The sequence below is a fragment of the Acidovorax sp. LjRoot118 genome, from assembly GCF_964253575.1.
In the GTDB taxonomy this organism is placed as follows: Bacteria; Pseudomonadota; Gammaproteobacteria; order Burkholderiales; family Burkholderiaceae_C; genus Acidovorax.
This window is the reverse complement of the sequence record NZ_CAXURB020000001.1, coordinates 2,256,795-2,272,726: the sequence shown is the minus strand read 5'-3', so window position 1 is coordinate 2,272,726 and position 15,932 is coordinate 2,256,795. Positions and strand designations below refer to the sequence as shown.

Genomic DNA, 15,932 nt, shown 5'->3' with positions numbered 1-15,932 from the left:
TTGCGGGCCTGAGCGACCCGGTTGCCCACAAAGTTATCCACAGATTTTGTGGGTGACGCTGCGGTCACCCGGGGCATCCGCCAAGGTAACGGTTTGTGACGAAAAGTGGCCAGCAAGCTGGGCCATAATCGCCGATTGCCCCTCATCTGCGCGGAGAGAGATTTGCTGTCCATCATACAAGCCGCAGGCTGGCCCATCTGGCCGCTGATCGTGTGTTCCATCCTCGGTATGGCCCTGGTTATCGAACGTTTCGTGGCCCTCAAGACGGCCCGTGTCGCGCCGCCCAAGCTGCTCGACGAAGCCATCACCGTTTCGTCGAAAAGCCTGCCCACACCCGACGTGGTGAACCAGCTGGCGCAGAACTCTGCTTTGGGCGAGGTGCTGGCCAGTGGCCTGCGCACGCTCAACAGCAACCCCCAGTGCAGCGAGGCCGATCTGCGTGCCGCCATGGAGGGCACGGGCCGCTCCGTCGCCCACCGGCTCGAAAAATACCTCAGCGCCCTGGCCACCATTGCTTCGGCGGCCCCCTTGCTCGGCCTGCTGGGCACGGTCATCGGCATGATCGAGATCTTCGGCTCGCAGACCGGCAGCGGCGGCGTGGGGCAGGCCATGGGCGGGGGCAACCCTGCCCGGCTGGCGCACGGCATCTCGATCGCCCTCTACAACACGGCCTTCGGCCTGATCGTGGCCATCCCGGCGCTGATCTTCTGGCGCTACTTCCGTAGCCGCGTCGATGCCTACCTGCTGACCCTGGAACTGGCCTCGGAACAGTTCGTGCGCCACATCCTGCGCCACAAGAAGTGACGGGGCGGCCATGAACTTCCGCCCCCGCGCCAAGGAAGAGCCCGAGATCAACCTGATCCCGTTCATCGACGTGCTGCTGGTGATCCTCATCTTTTTGATGCTGACCACCACCTACAGCAAGTTCACCGAGTTGCAGCTGACCCTGCCCGTGGCCGATGCCGATCAGCAACGCGACCACCCCAAGGAAGTGGTGGTCGCGGTGGCGGCGGATGGCCGCTATGCGGTCAACAAGACTGGCGTGGAAGGCAAGAGCGTCGACGCCGTGGCCCGCGCACTGCGCGAGGCGTCTGCCGCCATCGGCAAGGACAGCGTGGTCATCATCAGCGCCGATGCGATGTCGCCCCACCAGGCCGTGGTGACGGTGATGGAGGCCGCGCGCCGCGTGGGCCTGACGCAGATCACGTTTGCCACCCAGTCATCGGCTGGCGCGAGCGCAGGCAGCGGCCGCTAGCGGACATGGCTGCCGCGGGGCCGCAGCCGCCCTCGTCTGCCGGCCTGGTGCAGGCCTGGCAATCCCGGGGCCTTGCGGCCTGGGCTCTGTGGCCCGTCTCCCTGCCTTACAGCCTCCTGGTGCGGCTTCGCCGGGCCCTTTACCGCCACGGCACACTGCGCTCTGAACACCCTGGGCGCCCGACCATCGTGGTGGGCAACGTGATTGCCGGCGGCGCCGGCAAGACCCCGGTAGTCATGGCCTTGGTGCAGCACCTCAAGGCCCGGGGGCTCAAGCCTGGCGTCATCTCGCGCGGCTATGGCCGCAGCACCACCGATTGCCGCGAGGTGCTGGCCGACAGCCCGGCCCACGAGGTCGGCGATGAGCCCGCCCTGATCGCCCGCAGTTGCGGGGTGCCGGTCTTCGTGGACCGCCAGCGCACAACCGCAGCGCGCGCGCTGCTGGCGCGCTACCCAGGTACCGAGGTGATCGTCTGCGACGACGGCCTGCAGCACCTGGCGCTACAGCGCGACCTGGAGGTCTGCGTCTTCAACGACCAGGGCGTGGGCAACGGCTTTCTGCTGCCTGCCGGGCCGCTGCGCGAGCCCTGGCCGCGTGCGGTGGACTGGGTGCTGCACCCCGATACCACGGCAGCCCCTGCCGGCACGGCAGCCGCGTTTGCATTGCGGCGCGGCCTGGCCGACCATGCCGTGCGCGCCGACGGCAGCAGCCTGCCCCTGCAGTCGCTGCGCGGCCAGCCCGTGCATGCCCTGGCGGCAATCGCCCGGCCCGAGGACTTCTTTGGCATGCTGCGGGCCCGGGGGCTGACCCTGGCGCGCACCAGCGCCCTGCCAGACCACCACGACTTCACCGGCTGGACCGATGGGGCTGGCGCAACGCAGGGCGGCCAGTTGCCCCTGCTGTGCACGGCCAAGGATGCCGTGAAGCTCTGGCCACTGCTCCCCGACGCCCTGGCGGTGCCATTGGAGGTGGGCCTGGACCCGGCCTTTTTCGCGGCACTGGACGCCCGGTTGGCCACATTGGTACCGCCACCCTCGCTATCATCGCCCCTGCCCGCCCCCTAGGATTGAACGAACGTTTGCTGGAAAGCTGCCGCCATGGACCCCAAACTGCTTGAACTGCTGGTCTGCCCCGTCACCAAGGGTCCGCTGACCTTTGACCGCGAGCACCAGGAACTCGTCTCGCGCAGCGCGCGCCTGGCGTACCCGGTGCGCGACGGCATCCCGGTGCTGCTCGAAAACGAGGCGCGCACGCTGACCGACGAAGAAATCGAGGCATGAGCGCGGTGGCCGCATCCGAAGCCTTCACCGTCGTGATTCCGGCGCGCATGGCCTCGAGCCGCCTGCCGGACAAGCCCCTGGCCGACATCGCCGGCCTGCCCATGGTGGTGCGCGTGGCGCAGCGCGCCGCGCTGAGTGGCGCCGCCCGCGTGGTGGTGGCCGCCGATGACGCCCGTGTGCTGCAGGCCTGCCAGGCGCATGGCGTACCTGCCATCCTGACCCGCACCAACCACGCCAGCGGCAGCGACCGCCTGGCCGAGGCCTGCGAGCAATTGGGTCTGTCTGGCGACGACATCGTGGTCAATGTGCAGGGCGACGAGCCGCTGATGGACCCCGGCCTCATCGATGCCGTGGCGGCCCTGCTGCCGGCGCGGCCCGAGGCCAGCATGGGCACGGCGGCCCACGCCATCGCCACCCTGGCTGACTACGAGAACCCGAATGTGGTGAAGGTCGTGCTCGATGCACGCGGCCTGGCGCACTACTTCAGCCGCGCGCCCATCCCGCTCGCGCGCGACCATGCGGGCACTGCGTGGTGGGACAACGCCACGGGCGCCGTGCCCGCCGGCTTTGCCCCGTTGCGCCACATCGGCATCTACAGCTACCGCGCGGGTTTTCTGCGCGCCTTTCCCAGGCTGACGCAGGCCCCCACCGAGGTGATGGAAGCGCTGGAGCAGCTGCGCGCGCTGTGGCATGGCCACCGCATTGCCGTGCACGTCACCGATACCGCGCCCGGCCCCGGCGTGGACACGCCGCAAGACCTGGAGCGCGTGCGCGCACTGTTGGCGTAGGCCGGCGGATGCCCCGCAGGGGCCGGCAAATGCCCCATGCTGGTGCGCAAACGGGCCATCCTACGCATTTATACGCATGTCATATCACGCGTGTAAGCCAGTGCAAGGCGGTCACATGCTATCCTCGACCGCAACGAGAGCATTGCATCCCGGGCCCCACAAGCGCCTGCGCGAGCACTGACGTAGCAGCACACCCCCGCAGGCCCAGCCCCATCCGTGGAGCACTGCGGTCTTTTTTTGCTGCCATGGCCGTGATCGAGCGCCCGCGCGCGGTGCAGCCCCAGCCAGCATTGCCAGCCGATTTCTAACCTTCGAGGACCTTCATGAGACTGATTCTGTTGGGCGCGCCTGGCGCCGGAAAGGGCACGCAAGCCACGTTCATCTGCCAGAAGTACGGCATTCCGCAGATCTCCACCGGAGACATGCTGCGCGCAGCCGTCAAGGCAGGCACTCCGCTGGGCCTGCAGGCTGATGCCATCATGAAGTCGGGCGCCCTGGTCAGCGACGACCTGATCATCAACCTCGTCAAGGAACGCATTGCCCAGCCCGACTGCGCCAAGGGCTTCCTGTTCGACGGCTTCCCCCGCACCATCCCCCAGGCCGATGCCATGAAGGCTGCGGGCGTCAAGCTCGACCACGTGCTGGAGATCGATGTGCCCTTCGAGGCCATCGTCGAACGCATGAGCGGCCGCCGCTCGCACCCCGCCAGCGGCCGCACCTACCACGTCAAGTTCAACCCACCCAAGGTGGAAGGCAAGGACGACGTGACCGGTGAAGACCTGATCCAGCGCGACGACGACAAGGAAGAGACCGTCAAGAAGCGCCTGCAGGTCTACAGCGACCAGACCCGCCCCCTGGTGGACTACTACAGCCAGTGGGCCAAGGCCGACCCCACCGCCGCCCCCAAGTACCACGCCATCAGCGGCATGGGCAGCGTGGACGACATCACGCAGCGCGCCTTCACGGCACTTTCCAACTGACCCGCTGTGACCTAATGACCTGCTGATTTTTCAGCGGCACCAACGACAAAGCCGGGCATGCCCGGCTTTGTCGTTTTCTCACGGGTGCTTCGCACCCGCCATGCTTACTTCTTGGGGGCCGGCGTGGCAGGCACGGGCATGTTCGGCATGGTTGGCATGCCGGGCTTCTGGCCTGGCGCGCAGGCTCCCACCCAGCGCGCCTCGATCACCGAGGTGTCGCTGGACTTGCCCATCATCGGCGGATTGAAGGTACTATTGACCACGACCTTGTAGGCGCTGGTGAAATCGCCCGTGGCCACGCTCTTGGAGGTGACACTGATCGAACCCATCTTGCACTCCGCGCTGCCGGTGATGGTGTTTCCCTCACGCTTCATGTCATTCTTGCTGCACATGGTCTTGGACGTCTCCAGGGCCATCTTCTGCATCTGTGTTTCGAAGGCCTCATCGGTGCACTGCTGCATGACCATGGGGGGCGCACCCTCACCGGAGGTGGACTTCATCTCCCACAGCCCCGGCTTGCGCTTGGGCAGCTCCAGGGATTGCGCAGGCAGGGCTGCCAGCGCCACGGCAGCGGCTACGAGAGAAAGGGATACAAAGCGCATGACGACGACTCCTGCAAAGTAATGTGCCGGATGATAGTGGCGGTAAACCCAGCGCTGCACGCAGCGAAGCACATCAAGGAAACGAAACGTGCACTATTCGACGATCCCGGCGCCCACCCGTCGGGCCATCAGAGATCAGGCCGGGCTCGAGCGCAGCCCGTAGACCTTGCCATCCACGAAGAGGTACTCGGCCCGCAGCACCGCATCGCCCTTTTCCTCGCGCAGCGTGAAGCCCAGTACCGAGATCGCTGTGCCCGGCTTGATCTCGGCCACCTGCCAGGCCTGCATGCGGGTCAGCGGGGCCAGCTCGATCTCCCACTTGCGGTCCTTGCGCGTGGGCAGCACGGCACGGGCCAGCAGGGCCTTGCCATCGACCGGCGCCGTCTGCGCGGGCAAGGCGCGCTGCGCCAGGTTGGGCGGCAGTGCCAGGTTGGCGGGCAGCTCCAGCTCCAGCTCGGCATGCGGGTTCTGCCAGCGCACCTTGCGCACGGTGCCTTCGAGATAGATCGGGCGGTCCGCGTCGAAGCTGCTCCAGCCGTGGTGCGCATGGGCCGCCAGGGGAACAAGGGGAAGAACACTGGCCACGGCGAGAACCTGGCGACGCTGCAAAGGCATGAAAATTCTCCTTTCGAATGTCAGAGGTACGCTATCCACCGGCCACAGGCGACGATGGCCAGCCAGATGAAGGTGGACAGCAGCATCTGCGCCCGCGCCAGGCCATCGAGCCGTGCGAGCGAACCACGCCCATGAAACCACGCCGCGTTGCAGCCGGCAAGCATCAACAACAGCATCTTCAGGGTGAAGGCCCGGTTGGCGAGCAGCTCCTGCGGCTGCGTGGCAAACATCACCAGGCCCGACAGGGCCGCCATGCCAAAGCCGCACAGCGCCAGCGAGAGGCTCAGGCGCGCCAGGTCCCGGGGCGGCAACGCGGCCCCCAGGCCAAAGACCCGCAGCTCCAGCAGCACCAGGTTGCCCAGCAGCAGCGCGATGCCCACGATGTGCACCACCTCCAGCGCGGGGTAGGCCCAAACATGGGAGCGGAGTGCGGTGAACATAAAGGGCTTCCTGGCGTGGTGATCAGTGCAACAACTCGAGCATCAACGTGATGCGGGCCTTGACGGGCGACAGGCCGGGCGCGGCCGCTAAGGCATCGCCGGCCGTGGGCAGCAACCGCCCTTCGGCGCAGCGCGTGGAACGCACCACACGCACACCCACCGCCTGCGCACGCGCCAGCGCGTCCCCCAGGGTATGGTGGATGGTGCCATTGCCTGTGCAGGCCACCACCAGCCCCTGCACGCCCTCACGCACCAAGGCATCCACCGCGCGGCCACTGGCCCCTGCATGGCTCACGACCATTTCCACCCAGGGCCAGGGGGAGTCGGCCGGCAAGGCGGCAATGGCGGTGGCAGCCGTGCCGCCAGTCGCCTGGGGCCAAGCCTGCACCAAGCGGGCCGCGCCCTCCTCCACCCACCCCAAGGGCCCGGCATCACCGGAGCTGAACGGGTCCACCCGGTAGGGGTGCACCTTCTGCACGCGCTGCGCGCCATGGATGGTGCCGGCAGCCACCACCACCACGCCCTGCGCACCGGCGGTGGCGGCCACGGCCACGGCGTCGAGCAGGTTCTGCGGGCCATCGGGCACCAGCGCGGTCGATGGGCGCATGGCGCAGGTCAGCACCACGGGCTTCGAGGCATGGAGCACCGAATGCAGGAACCAGGCCGTCTCTTCGATGGTGTCGGTGCCATGGGTGATGACGACACCGCGCACGGCCGGATCCCGCATGCACTCGGCGCAGCGCAGCGCCAGGGCACGCCACACGCCCATCTCCATGTCCTTGCTGTCGATCTGGGCCACCTGCTCGACCACCAGGGGCCCGCCAGCCACCGCTTCAAGCCCGGGAACCGCCGCCAGCAGCTCGCCCACCCCCACCTGTGCGGCCGTGTATCCGATGTTGTCCCCCGCCTGCGCAGCGGTGCCGGCAATGGTGCCGCCCGTACCCAGAACCACAATTTTTTGCGCACTCACTTGCATACTCCGAAAAACTGGTGAAAAATACAGCTACTGGATTAAAAAACAGTCATTTGCCACTTTACCGGCACACACTGGAAACCACCATGCTCGACAACCCCAAGCTCACGGCCCGCCAGCAACAGATTCTGGACCTGATCCAGACCGCCATTGCGCGCACCGGCGCCCCCCCTACCCGCGCCGAGATCGCGACCGAGCTGGGCTTCAAGTCCGCCAACGCTGCCGAAGAGCACCTGCAGGCCCTGGCCCGTAAGGGCGTGATCGAACTGGTCAGCGGCACGTCGCGCGGCATCCGCCTGCGCGGCGAAACCGTGCGCTCCATCAACGCAGCGCGCGGCACCCAGTTCAGCCTGCCCATTCCCGGCCTGTCGCAGCTGATGCTGCCGCTGATCGGCCGGGTCGCGGCGGGCTCGCCCATTCTCGCGCAGGAGCATGTCGATCAGACCTACAGCGTGGAAAACAGCCTTTTCCAGCACAAGCCCGATTACCTGCTCAAGGTGCGCGGCATGTCCATGCGCGACGCCGGCATCATGGATGGCGACCTGCTGGCCGTACAGTCCACGCGCGAGGCGCGCAATGGCCAGATCATCGTGGCCCGCCTGGGGGATGACGTCACCGTCAAACGCCTGCGCCGCACGGCCACCGGCATCGAGCTGCTGCCCGAGAACCCCGACTACCCGGTGATCACCGTGCAGCCCGGCGAGCCCTTCGAGATCGAAGGCCTGGCGGTCGGCCTGATCCGCAACACCATGCTCATGTAGCGCCACGGGTCCACGGCACCCCCTGCGCAAGGCAGGGATGCCGCAAAGGACCCGGCGTGCATGGGCCCAGGTGGCGGGCGTTTGGCTTGCGGGGTGCGGAGTTTCCGTGCCACTGCGGGTTAGCCCTGGGCCCATGCACATCCCTCGCAATCCTGCCTGTGTTCACCACCGACCTTCGGAGTCTTCACATGGGAATTGCTTCTTTGACCTTCTCGGCCTTCTCGCAACCGCTGCATGCGCTGACGCGCTGGCTGCAGCCTGCCGCGTATGGCGGGCACGACACCACTGAGGCACGGCCACGCACCTGCAAGGCACCTCTGCCAGCCACCCCGGCACCAGCATGGCCGGCTGCGGCTGCAGCCCGCATGCCGCGCGACGAGACGCCACTGGCGGCAGCGGGAAGCCGCGTGCCCAACCCGGCCCAGGGCACGGAGGCCGTGTGCAACCACGCCCAGGCACGCCGCGTGGTGAGGGTGCTGAGGACAGCCGCCTCCGGCGCCGATGCCGGGCGCCTCGTGATCTCGGGCCGCATGGCCGATGTCTGCGCGGAGCTGGACCGCATGGCCGCCCGCGAGGCACTGCAGCACTGAAGAGCGCCATTCTCTGGGCATGGCGGGCAAGGCCAACACCGGCCTTGCCAGGCCACGGGGACCCATGGCCCGCAGTGCAGGTGCGGGGCGGTGCTCCCGCTCCGCGCAAATCGGCGCCCCAGGGTGCCCGGCATTCACGCAGCGTTGCAAATGCCGTGCGCCCGATGGGCCTTGGGGCGAAAAGACTACAGCGCTCCAAGGCACAATGTCGGGATGAACATCGTGATTCTTGACGACTACCAGGATGCAGTGCGCAAGCTCCATTGCGCCACCCGGCTCGACGCCTACACCGCCAAGGTCTATACCAACACCGTCAAGGGTCTGGGGCAATTGTCGATCCGGCTCAAGGATGCCGACATCATCGTGCTGGTGCGCGAGCGCACCCAGATCACCCGCCAACTGGTCGAAAAGCTGCCGCGCCTCAAGCTCATCGCCCAGACAGGCAAGATCGGCAACCACATCGACGTGGCGGCCTGCACCGAGCGCGGCATTGCCGTGGCCGAGGGCGTGGGCTCGCCGGTGGCGCCTGCGGAGCTGACCTGGGCCCTGGTGATGGCGGCCACGCGCCGGTTGCCGCAGTACATCTCCAACCTCAAGCACGGCGCCTGGCAGCAGTCGGGCCTCAAGACAGCGTCCATGCCGCCCAACTTCGGGCTGGGCACGGTGCTGCGCGGCAAGACGCTGGGCATATGGGGCTATGGCCGCATCGGCCAGCTCGTGGCCGGCTATGGCCGGGCCTTCGGCATGAACGTGCGCGTCTGGGGCCGCGAGGCATCGCGCGCCCAGGCCCTGACCGATGGCTACCAGGCCGCCACCACGCGCGAAGAATTCTTCTCGCAGTGCGACGTGATCTCGGTGCACCTGCGCCTGAACGACGAAACGCGCGGCATCATCTCGCTCGAGGACCTGTCGTGCATGAAGCCCACCTCGCTGTTTGTGAACACCTCGCGTGCCGAGCTGGTGGAGTCCGATGCCCTGATCGCCGCGCTCAATCGGGGCCGCCCCGGCATGGCCGCAGTGGACGTGTTCGAGAGCGAGCCCATCCTGCAGGGCCACGCCTTGCTGCGCCTTGAGAACTGCATCTGCACCCCGCACATCGGCTACGTGGAGCAGGACAGCTACGAGCTCTACTTTGGTGCAGCCTTCGACAACGTGATCAACTTCATCAAGGGCACGCCCACCAACATCGTGAACCCGGGTTCGCTGCAGGTGCGCCGCTGACGCACCCTCCTGTCGGCAACGCACGCAGCGTCGGCGGCATGAACGAAAAAGGCTTCCCGAGGGAAGCCTTTTTTGATTCCGCAGGGCACTGCCCGAAGGCAGCGCTCCCGCACGGGATTGCATTCGACCGGATAACTAGGCGGGGAGCCGCAGACAGTGCTGTAGCACGGCAAGGCTCCGGAGCGACGTTAGCCGGTTGAAGGCAAGTCCATCCCTTAGTTCAGGGGGGTCTTCTTGCCGTCCTTGTAGTTGTACAGGGTGATGGCAGGGTTCTTCATTTCGCCGTTGGGTTCGAAGGCGATCGTCGAGGTCACGCCCTTGAAGCTGGACTTGAGCAGCTCGGGGGTGTAGACCTTGGGGTCCACCGAGTTGGCACGCTTCATGGCGTCCACGATCAGGTACGTGGCGTCGTAGGTGTAGGGGCTGTACACCTGGAACTGGTTGGGGTACTTGGCGTCGTACTTGGCCTTCCAGGCGGTACCGCCAGGCATCTTGGCCAGCGATGCGCCGCCTTCGGCGCAGATCACGTTGGCCAGGGTCTTGGCGCCGGCGGCCAGCTTGGCGATTTCAGCCGTGCAGATGCCGTCACCACCGAAGAACTTCACGTTACCCATGCCCAGCTGTTCCATCTGGCGCAGCATCGGGCCACCTTGGGGGTCCATGCCACCGAAGAACACGGCATCAGGGTTCTTGGACTTGATGGCGGTCAGAATGGCCATGAAGTCGGTGGCCTTGTCGGTCGTGAACTGCTCGTCCACCACCTTGATGCCCTTGGCGGAAGCGGTCTTCTTGAACACGTCGGCAACGCCCTGGCCGTAAGCGGTACGGTCATCGATGATGGCAACCGTCTTGAGCTTGAGCGTGTCCACGGCGTAGGCAGCCAGGCCAGCGCCCAGGGCGTTGTCGTTGGCAATGATGCGGAACGTGGTCTTGTAGCCTGGCTTGGTCAGGTTGGGGTTCGTGGCCGCGCCGGTCACGTGGGGGATGCCGCAGTCGTTGTAGACCTTGGAAGCAGGAATGGTGGTACCGGAGTTGAGGTGACCCACAACGCCAGCCACCTTGGCGTCGCACAGCTTCTGTGCAGCGGCCGTGCCTTGCTTAGGATCGGCTGCGTCATCTTCTGCCTGCAGTTCGAACTTGATCTTCTTGCCGCCGATCGTGATGCCCTGCGTGTTCAGTTCTTCAATGGCCATGCGGGCGCCATTTTCGTTGTCCTTGCCGTAGTGGGCTTGGGCGCCGGAAACCGGAGCCACGTGGCCGATCTTGACCACCTGCTCTTGTGCAGAGGCCACACCAGCAGCAGCCGCGATAGCAGCAACCACGGTCAGTTTCAACTTCAATTGCATATCAATCTCCAGTAAAGATAAACGCTGAGAATTAGTCTTGTGTCTCAACGCAGGCGAACATATCGCAATTTACGGGCCAGATCATTAGGGAACACGATTAAATGAGGGAGAAACCACAGGGGAATACCCTGTCATCCCTTTGTCGGCGCAGTGTGGCTGCCTGCGAGCTCATCGGCCACGGCCTCGTATACCGCGTGGCGGACCACGGATTCGATCTCCTCGCGCAGCCTGGGAAGCACCGACCGCGTCTGCTCCTGCACCACTGTGGCGATGGCATCGCGCAGACGCTGGTCCAGGGCCACATCCACCCGCTGCATGACCCGGTGCACCATGTACTCTTCCATGCCCTCCGGCAGTGCACGCGCGGCGGCCTGATGCCCCATATTCGGCACCACCTGGGCTGCTGCAGGCGCTGCAACGGCCACGGCCATCGGAGCCACCACGGGGCGCGCCGCTGCGCCTGGTGGCCTGGCGGGCAAGGATGCCGCAGGCACTGCGGGTGAGGGTGTGGGCGCTGGCGCAAGCGAGAGTGCCACCATGGCCTGCGGCACCGCCAGCGAAGCCACAGGGGCGGCCAAGGCCGAGGGGGCAGCCGCCGCGATCTGGGCGCGGCGCAATGCCAGGGCCTCCAGGGCACGGCTGGCCGCCTGCGCCACCGGTGAGGCGGCTGCGGGTGTGGCGGCGGCAGGCGCCAGCGCAGGGGCAACCACCGGGGCCGCCTGGGGCACTGCACGGCTGGGCGTGGCGGCGGCAGGGGCTGCCACCGCAGGAGACGGGCGCGCCGCAACCGCAGGGGACACGGCCGCAGGCGGCTTCGCCACCAGGGGCACGGGCATGGCACCGGGCACCTGCACCACTTCAGTGAGCGTGGGCACAAAACGGGGCGGCGTGCGGGGTGGCGTGGTGGCCATCAAGCGCCCTTCAGCACCAGATCGTGGCGCACGATGGCGTAGCCACGCGAGGCATAGTGGCGCCAGCGGTTGCGCGCGTGTCCCCGGTCCTCTTCGTCGTGGGCGCTGACCACTTCGATCAGCTTCTCGAAACGGCCAAAGCCTTCGGGCACCTCGGCGCCCAGGTTCAGCAGCACCTCGTGGTGCGGTGCACCCTGCACGTCCGAGGTCAGCAGCACCGGCGAGGCCAGGCGCAGGTCCTCGTCAGCCGCGTCGGTGCAATGTGCGACGAAATCCTGCGGTGCCATGCTCCACATCTGCCGGTCCAGCGCCGCCAGCACATGGGCCGGGCCGGCGATGACCAGGCGCGCATCGCTGCGCAGCACCTTGCGCGCAAACCGGCAGGCGTACGCCACCTTGTCCGGCGCGTTGAAATGGAAGGCGACTTCTGTCATCTGGCTCAGGCAGCCTTGGCGCGGGTGGTTCGGGTCGCGCGCTTGGCGGCCGGCTTGGGGGCCGACGAGGCATCTGCCTCGCGGTCCAGCAGGTACTGCACCAGCAGGCCCACGGGGCGACCCGTGGAGCCCTTGGCCGCCCCGCCCTTCCAGGCGGTGCCGGCGATGTCCAGGTGCGCCCAGGGCATGTCGCCCACGAACTTCTGCAGGAACTTGGCGGCCGTGATGGCACCACCCGCGCGGCCGGCCACGTTGCCCATGTCGGCAAAGTTGCTCTTGAGGCCATCGGCATAGTCATCGTCCAGCGGCATGCGCCAGCACGGGTCCTGGGCGGCATCGCCGGCCACCTGCAGGGCCTGGGCCAGGTCCTCGTTGTTGCTGAACAGGCCGCTGCGCACGCCGCCCAGGGCAATCACGCAAGCGCCGGTGAGGGTGGCGATGTCCACCACGGCCGCAGGCTTGAAGCGCGTGGCATAGGTCAGCGCATCGCACAGCACCAGGCGCCCTTCGGCGTCGGTGTTGAGCACCTCGATGGTCTGGCCGCTCATGCTGGTCACCACGTCGCCCGGCTTCACGGCCCGGCCATCGGGCATGTTCTCGCAGGCGGGGATCAGGCCCACCACGTTGATGGTGGGCTGCAGCTCGCCCAGGGCACGGAACACGCCCAGCACGCTGGCGGCGCCGCACATGTCGAATTTCATCTCGTCCATCTCGGCCGCCGGCTTGATGGAGATGCCGCCGGTGTCGAAGGTGATGCCCTTGCCCACCAGCACCACGGGCGCCTGGTCCTTGGCCGCACCGCTGTAGCGCAGTTCGATGAAGCGCAGCGGCTCTTCCGACCCCTTGGCCACCGCCATGAAGGAGCCCATGCCCAGGCGCTCGACTTCGGCCGGGCCGTGCACCTTGCACTGGATGCGCGGCTGCTTGGCCAGCGTCTTGGCGGCATTTGCCAGCAAGGTGGGCGTGGCATGGTTGGCGGGCCGATTGCCCCATTCGCGGGCAAACTCCACCCCTTCCACCAGGGCGATGCCCTGGTAGAAGGCCACCCGCACCTCGGAGGGGTCGGGCACACCCACAACCACGCGGTTCAGGCTGCGCGCCTCGGCCTTGGGCTTGGTGGTGGTGTAGACATAGCTCGCGTCGGCCACGGCCTGCACCGCCGCGCACACCGCATCGGCTTGGGCGCTGCCGGCAAAGCACAGCACCACGCGCTTGGTTTGGGGCGCCTTGAGCGCCGAGGCCACCGCGCCGAGCGCCTGGCGCACGGCACGGGCCGCGCCATCGCCCACACCCAGCAGCAGCACGCGGCGCGCCGCCACGGCGGGCACCTGGTACAGCGCCAGGCTCTTGCCGGGCTTGGCGGAAAAGTCGCCTTGCTTGAGCGCCAGGGCCGCCAGCGTGGACAGGGCGTCGCGCCCCGGTTTGAAGCCCTCCGGGACCAACACGACCAGCAGGTCGCATTTCTCGGAAGCAGCTGCCGGCAATTCAAGGGTCTTCAGATCAAAGTTCATAATCGGTGTTTTCCTTATAGCCAATGTTATTCGATTCATCCATCCGCAAGGAGCTGGCGCGCAGCTTCGGGGCCACGCTGGTGGTGCTGGTCACCGTGGTGATGACCATGATGCTGATCCGCACCCTCGGCCAGGCCTCACGCGGCAGCGTGAGCCCCTCCGACGTGATGCTGGTCATGGGCTTCACGGTGCTGGGCCAGCTGTCCACCATTCTGACCCTGAGCCTGTTCGTCGCCGTGGTCAGCACGCTCTCGCGCATGTACCGCGACAGCGAGATGGTGATCTGGTTCGCCAGCGGCCGCGGGCTCATCAGCCTGCTGCGCCCGCTGCTGCGCTTTGCCTGGCCCTCGATGCTGGTGATCGCCGTGCTCTCGCTGCTGGTGTGGCCCTGGGCCAATACGCAGATCCAGGAGCTCAAGACCCGCTACGAGCAGCGCAGCGACATCGACCGCATCGCCCCCGGTGAGTTCCAGGAGTCGGCCAACGGCAGCCGGGTGTTCTTCATCGACAAGGACAGCCCCGACAACATGGTGGGCAACAACATCTTCATTGCCACCAACGTGGGCAAGAAGGAGACCGTCACCTCCGCGCGCAGTGCCCGGCTGGAGACGCAGGGCGGCGAGCGCATGGCCGTGCTCAGCCAGGGGCAGCGCCTGGAGACCGCGCACGACAAGCCGGGCCTGAAAATCAGCGAGTTCGAGGAATACACCACCCGCATCGGCTCGGCCCCCGCCGGCTCTGCCGAAGAGCTCTCGGTCAAGACCCGCGCCACCCATGAGCTGCTGATGCAGCCCCTGCCGGCCTACCGGGCCGAGCTGGGCTGGCGCATCGGCCTGGCCTTGGCGGCGCTGAACTTCGTGGTACTGGGCCTGGCCGTGGCCACCGTCAACCCACGCGCGGGGCGCAGCACCAGCCTGGTGTTCGCGCTCTTCGCCTTCATCGTCTACTACAACCTCATGACCCTGGGTACCAGCTGGGTCGGTGCCGGGCGCCTGGGCCTTGCCAGCTTCATGCTCATGCTGCACGGCGGCATCCTGGCTTTTTCGCTGCTGCTGCTGACCGCGCGCCACAACAATTGGAGCCTGCGCCGCCTTTGGCAGCGCCGGAGCCCCGCATGAAAACCATCCGCCGCCTGATCCACCGCGAGGCCTTCTTCGCCGTCGCCTATGTCACCATCGGCTTCCTGTCCCTGTTCTTCTTCTTCGACCTGGTCGATGAGCTGCGCTGGGTGGGCCGCACGGGGCCCCAGGGCTACCAACTCTCGCACGCCATGCTGTTCGTGGTGCTCAGCATCCCCAGCCACCTGTACGAGCTGCTTCCCATCACGGTGCTCATCGGCACCATCTTCGTGATGGCACGCCTGGCGCAGAGCTCCGAATTCACCATCATGCGCACCAGCGGCATGGGCCCCTGGCGGGCCATGCGCACCCTGCTCACGCTGGGCGGCTTTTTCGTGGTGCTGACCTTCGCCGTGGGCGACTACATCGCGCCCCTGAGCGACAAGGCTGCGCAGCTGATCAAGGTGCGCCACTTGGGCCGCCTCACCTCGGGCGCCACCGGCGCCTGGCTGAAGGAGCGCCAGGACGACCACTCCTACGCCGTCAACGTGCGCGCCCTCACGCCCGACGGCGGCATGCTCGACATCCGCATCTTCGAGTTCGACGCCAAGGGGCTGCTGGCCTCGCAGACGCGCGCGGCATCGGGGCGTTTTGGCGACGGCGGCGGCTGGGAGCTGACCGACGTGCAGCGCAGCAGTTTTTTGCAGCGCGGCGAAGACCAGGCCCGCGTGGACCGGCTGAGCGTGCCCGCACTGCAGTGGCCCACGCGCATCAGCGCCGACATGGTGGCCGCCTCGCTGCTCAAGCCCGACCGCATGGCCACGGTGGACCTTTTCCAGTACATCCGCCACCTGGACAGCAACGGCCAGTCGGCCCAGCGCTACGAGATCGAGTTCTGGCGCAAGGTGTTCTACCCCCTCTCCTGCCTGGTGATGGTGGTGCTGGCCCTGCCCTTTGCCTACCTGCACTTCCGCTCGGGCGGCATCGCCGGCTATGTGTTCGGCGGCGTCATGGCCGGCATCAGCTTCTTTTTGCTCAACAACGTGTTCGGCTATGCCGGCAACCTGCAGAACTGGTCGCCCTGGCTCACGGCGGCAGCGCCGGGGCTGATCTACTCTTTACTGTCCCTGGGTGCCTTCAGCTGGCTGGTACTCAGACGCTAGCCAC

At 67.0% G+C, this 15,932-nt stretch carries 19 protein-coding genes; 11 read left to right on the top strand and 8 right to left on the bottom strand.

Going from position 1 to position 15,932, the window contains the following annotated elements; genetic code table 11:
• Positions 1-162 precede the first annotated feature (162 nt).
• From ACSQ9E_RS10615 to adk, 6 genes are all read left to right on the top strand, one after another.
• A complete protein-coding gene (locus ACSQ9E_RS10615; protein WP_057267740.1) occupies positions 163-804 on the top strand; it encodes a MotA/TolQ/ExbB proton channel family protein in 642 nt (213 codons plus the stop codon).
• A 10-nt stretch (positions 805-814) separates the two neighbouring features.
• On the top strand, positions 815-1,255 hold the full coding sequence (locus ACSQ9E_RS10610) for an ExbD/TolR family protein (RefSeq protein ID WP_057203152.1): 441 nt from the start codon (positions 815-817) through the stop codon (positions 1,253-1,255).
• A 5-nt stretch (positions 1,256-1,260) separates the two neighbouring features.
• Positions 1,261-2,319 (top strand): tetraacyldisaccharide 4'-kinase, encoded by a 1,059-nt coding sequence (lpxK, locus tag ACSQ9E_RS10605; protein ID WP_436217711.1) that lies wholly within the window; start codon positions 1,261-1,263, stop codon positions 2,317-2,319.
• 33 nt (positions 2,320-2,352) lie between these two features.
• Positions 2,353-2,535, top strand: a complete 183-nt coding sequence (locus ACSQ9E_RS10600; RefSeq protein WP_057203154.1) for a Trm112 family protein — start codon at positions 2,353-2,355, stop codon at positions 2,533-2,535.
• Positions 2,532-3,323, top strand: coding sequence for a 3-deoxy-manno-octulosonate cytidylyltransferase (kdsB, locus tag ACSQ9E_RS10595; RefSeq protein ID WP_436217710.1), 792 nt, complete (start codon positions 2,532-2,534; stop codon positions 3,321-3,323). The genes ACSQ9E_RS10600 and kdsB overlap by 4 nt, the downstream gene beginning before the upstream one ends.
• 323 nt (positions 3,324-3,646) lie before the next feature.
• Positions 3,647-4,303, top strand: coding sequence for an adenylate kinase (gene adk / locus ACSQ9E_RS10590; RefSeq protein WP_436217709.1), 657 nt, complete (start codon positions 3,647-3,649; stop codon positions 4,301-4,303).
• Positions 4,304-4,407: 104 nt separating this feature from the next.
• On the opposite strand, the gene ACSQ9E_RS10585 is transcribed toward adk, so the two are convergent.
• The 4 genes from ACSQ9E_RS10585 to ACSQ9E_RS10570 all read right to left on the bottom strand — a co-directional run bounded on the left by ACSQ9E_RS10585 (position 4,408) and on the right by ACSQ9E_RS10570 (position 6,936).
• Positions 4,408-4,905 carry a DUF3617 domain-containing protein gene (locus ACSQ9E_RS10585; RefSeq protein ID WP_057267746.1) on the bottom strand — a complete coding sequence of 166 codons (498 nt, stop codon included), beginning with the start codon at positions 4,903-4,905 and terminating at the stop codon, positions 4,408-4,410.
• Between the two features lie 135 nt (positions 4,906-5,040).
• Complete coding sequence (locus ACSQ9E_RS10580; RefSeq protein WP_057267748.1) at positions 5,041-5,520, bottom strand: DUF6152 family protein; 480 nt, start codon at positions 5,518-5,520, stop codon at positions 5,041-5,043.
• A 20-nt stretch (positions 5,521-5,540) separates the two neighbouring features.
• Positions 5,541-5,960: a hypothetical protein gene (locus ACSQ9E_RS10575; RefSeq protein ID WP_057267750.1), complete on the bottom strand. Its 420-nt coding sequence runs from the start codon at positions 5,958-5,960 to the stop codon at positions 5,541-5,543.
• 22 nt (positions 5,961-5,982) lie between these two features.
• On the bottom strand, positions 5,983-6,936 hold the full coding sequence (locus ACSQ9E_RS10570; RefSeq protein ID WP_436217708.1) for an asparaginase: 954 nt from the start codon (positions 6,934-6,936) through the stop codon (positions 5,983-5,985).
• An 83-nt stretch (positions 6,937-7,019) separates the two neighbouring features.
• Here ACSQ9E_RS10570 and lexA point away from each other — a divergent pair, with 83 nt between their 5' ends.
• The 3 genes from lexA (at position 7,020) to ACSQ9E_RS10555 (ending at position 9,505) form a co-directional block, all read left to right on the top strand.
• On the top strand, positions 7,020-7,694 hold the full coding sequence (gene lexA / locus ACSQ9E_RS10565) for a transcriptional repressor LexA (protein ID WP_057203161.1): 675 nt from the start codon (positions 7,020-7,022) through the stop codon (positions 7,692-7,694).
• Between the two features lie 188 nt (positions 7,695-7,882).
• Positions 7,883-8,284 carry a hypothetical protein gene (locus ACSQ9E_RS10560; RefSeq protein ID WP_436217707.1) on the top strand — a complete coding sequence of 134 codons (402 nt, stop codon included), beginning with the start codon at positions 7,883-7,885 and terminating at the stop codon, positions 8,282-8,284.
• 213 nt (positions 8,285-8,497) lie between these two features.
• On the top strand, positions 8,498-9,505 hold the full coding sequence (locus ACSQ9E_RS10555; RefSeq protein ID WP_057267756.1) for a D-2-hydroxyacid dehydrogenase family protein: 1,008 nt from the start codon (positions 8,498-8,500) through the stop codon (positions 9,503-9,505).
• A gap of 215 nt (positions 9,506-9,720) precedes the next feature.
• Here ACSQ9E_RS10555 and ACSQ9E_RS10550 read toward each other — a convergent pair whose 3' ends face one another.
• From ACSQ9E_RS10550 to ACSQ9E_RS10535, 4 genes are all read right to left on the bottom strand, one after another.
• A complete protein-coding gene (locus ACSQ9E_RS10550; protein WP_057203164.1) occupies positions 9,721-10,851 on the bottom strand; it encodes a branched-chain amino acid ABC transporter substrate-binding protein in 1,131 nt (376 codons plus the stop codon).
• 131 nt (positions 10,852-10,982) lie between these two features.
• Positions 10,983-11,762 (bottom strand): hypothetical protein, encoded by a 780-nt coding sequence (locus tag ACSQ9E_RS10545; protein WP_436217706.1) that lies wholly within the window; start codon positions 11,760-11,762, stop codon positions 10,983-10,985.
• Positions 11,762-12,196: a DNA polymerase III subunit chi gene (locus tag ACSQ9E_RS10540; protein ID WP_057267758.1), complete on the bottom strand. Its 435-nt coding sequence runs from the start codon at positions 12,194-12,196 to the stop codon at positions 11,762-11,764. Before ACSQ9E_RS10540 ends, ACSQ9E_RS10545 begins: the two co-directional genes overlap by 1 nt.
• 5 nt (positions 12,197-12,201) lie before the next feature.
• Entirely contained in the window at positions 12,202-13,707 is a 1,506-nt protein-coding gene (locus ACSQ9E_RS10535) for a leucyl aminopeptidase (protein WP_428000549.1), read from the bottom strand.
• A 23-nt stretch (positions 13,708-13,730) separates the two neighbouring features.
• On the opposite strand from ACSQ9E_RS10535, the gene lptF reads away from it, so the two are divergent.
• The gene (gene lptF, locus ACSQ9E_RS10530; protein WP_057203166.1) at positions 13,731-14,825 is read left to right on the top strand and encodes an LPS export ABC transporter permease LptF; all 1,095 of its coding nucleotides are present in this window, start codon (positions 13,731-13,733) and stop codon (positions 14,823-14,825) included.
• The gene (lptG, locus tag ACSQ9E_RS10525) at positions 14,822-15,928 is read left to right on the top strand and encodes an LPS export ABC transporter permease LptG (protein WP_436217705.1); all 1,107 of its coding nucleotides are present in this window, start codon (positions 14,822-14,824) and stop codon (positions 15,926-15,928) included. The genes lptF and lptG overlap by 4 nt, the downstream gene beginning before the upstream one ends.
• The last annotated feature ends 4 nt before the right edge of the window (positions 15,929-15,932 follow it).

Bases quoted from the DNA above. Each gene is read 5' to 3' on its own strand.
- ACSQ9E_RS10610 (WP_057203152.1), top strand. From the start codon at position 815: ATGAACTTCCGCCCCCGCGCCAAGGAAGAGCCCGAGATCAACCTGATC.
- lpxK (WP_436217711.1), top strand. From the start codon at position 1,261: ATGGCTGCCGCGGGGCCGCAGCCGCCCTCGTCTGCCGGCCTGGTGCAG.
- ACSQ9E_RS10600 (WP_057203154.1), top strand. From the start codon at position 2,353: ATGGACCCCAAACTGCTTGAACTGCTGGTCTGCCCCGTCACCAAGGGT.
- kdsB (WP_436217710.1), top strand. From the start codon at position 2,532: ATGAGCGCGGTGGCCGCATCCGAAGCCTTCACCGTCGTGATTCCGGCG.
- adk (WP_436217709.1), top strand. From the start codon at position 3,647: ATGAGACTGATTCTGTTGGGCGCGCCTGGCGCCGGAAAGGGCACGCAA.
- ACSQ9E_RS10585 (WP_057267746.1), bottom strand. From the start codon at position 4,905: ATGCGCTTTGTATCCCTTTCTCTCGTAGCCGCTGCCGTGGCGCTGGCA.
- ACSQ9E_RS10580 (WP_057267748.1), bottom strand. From the start codon at position 5,520: ATGCCTTTGCAGCGTCGCCAGGTTCTCGCCGTGGCCAGTGTTCTTCCC.
- ACSQ9E_RS10575 (WP_057267750.1), bottom strand. From the start codon at position 5,960: ATGTTCACCGCACTCCGCTCCCATGTTTGGGCCTACCCCGCGCTGGAG.
- ACSQ9E_RS10570 (WP_436217708.1), bottom strand. From the start codon at position 6,936: ATGCAAGTGAGTGCGCAAAAAATTGTGGTTCTGGGTACGGGCGGCACC.
- lexA (WP_057203161.1), top strand. From the start codon at position 7,020: ATGCTCGACAACCCCAAGCTCACGGCCCGCCAGCAACAGATTCTGGAC.
- ACSQ9E_RS10560 (WP_436217707.1), top strand. From the start codon at position 7,883: ATGGGAATTGCTTCTTTGACCTTCTCGGCCTTCTCGCAACCGCTGCAT.
- ACSQ9E_RS10555 (WP_057267756.1), top strand. From the start codon at position 8,498: ATGAACATCGTGATTCTTGACGACTACCAGGATGCAGTGCGCAAGCTC.
- ACSQ9E_RS10550 (WP_057203164.1), bottom strand. From the start codon at position 10,851: ATGCAATTGAAGTTGAAACTGACCGTGGTTGCTGCTATCGCGGCTGCT.
- ACSQ9E_RS10545 (WP_436217706.1), bottom strand. From the start codon at position 11,762: ATGGCCACCACGCCACCCCGCACGCCGCCCCGTTTTGTGCCCACGCTC.
- ACSQ9E_RS10540 (WP_057267758.1), bottom strand. From the start codon at position 12,196: ATGACAGAAGTCGCCTTCCATTTCAACGCGCCGGACAAGGTGGCGTAC.
- ACSQ9E_RS10535 (WP_428000549.1), bottom strand. From the start codon at position 13,707: ATGAACTTTGATCTGAAGACCCTTGAATTGCCGGCAGCTGCTTCCGAG.
- lptF (WP_057203166.1), top strand. From the start codon at position 13,731: ATGTTATTCGATTCATCCATCCGCAAGGAGCTGGCGCGCAGCTTCGGG.
- lptG (WP_436217705.1), top strand. From the start codon at position 14,822: ATGAAAACCATCCGCCGCCTGATCCACCGCGAGGCCTTCTTCGCCGTC.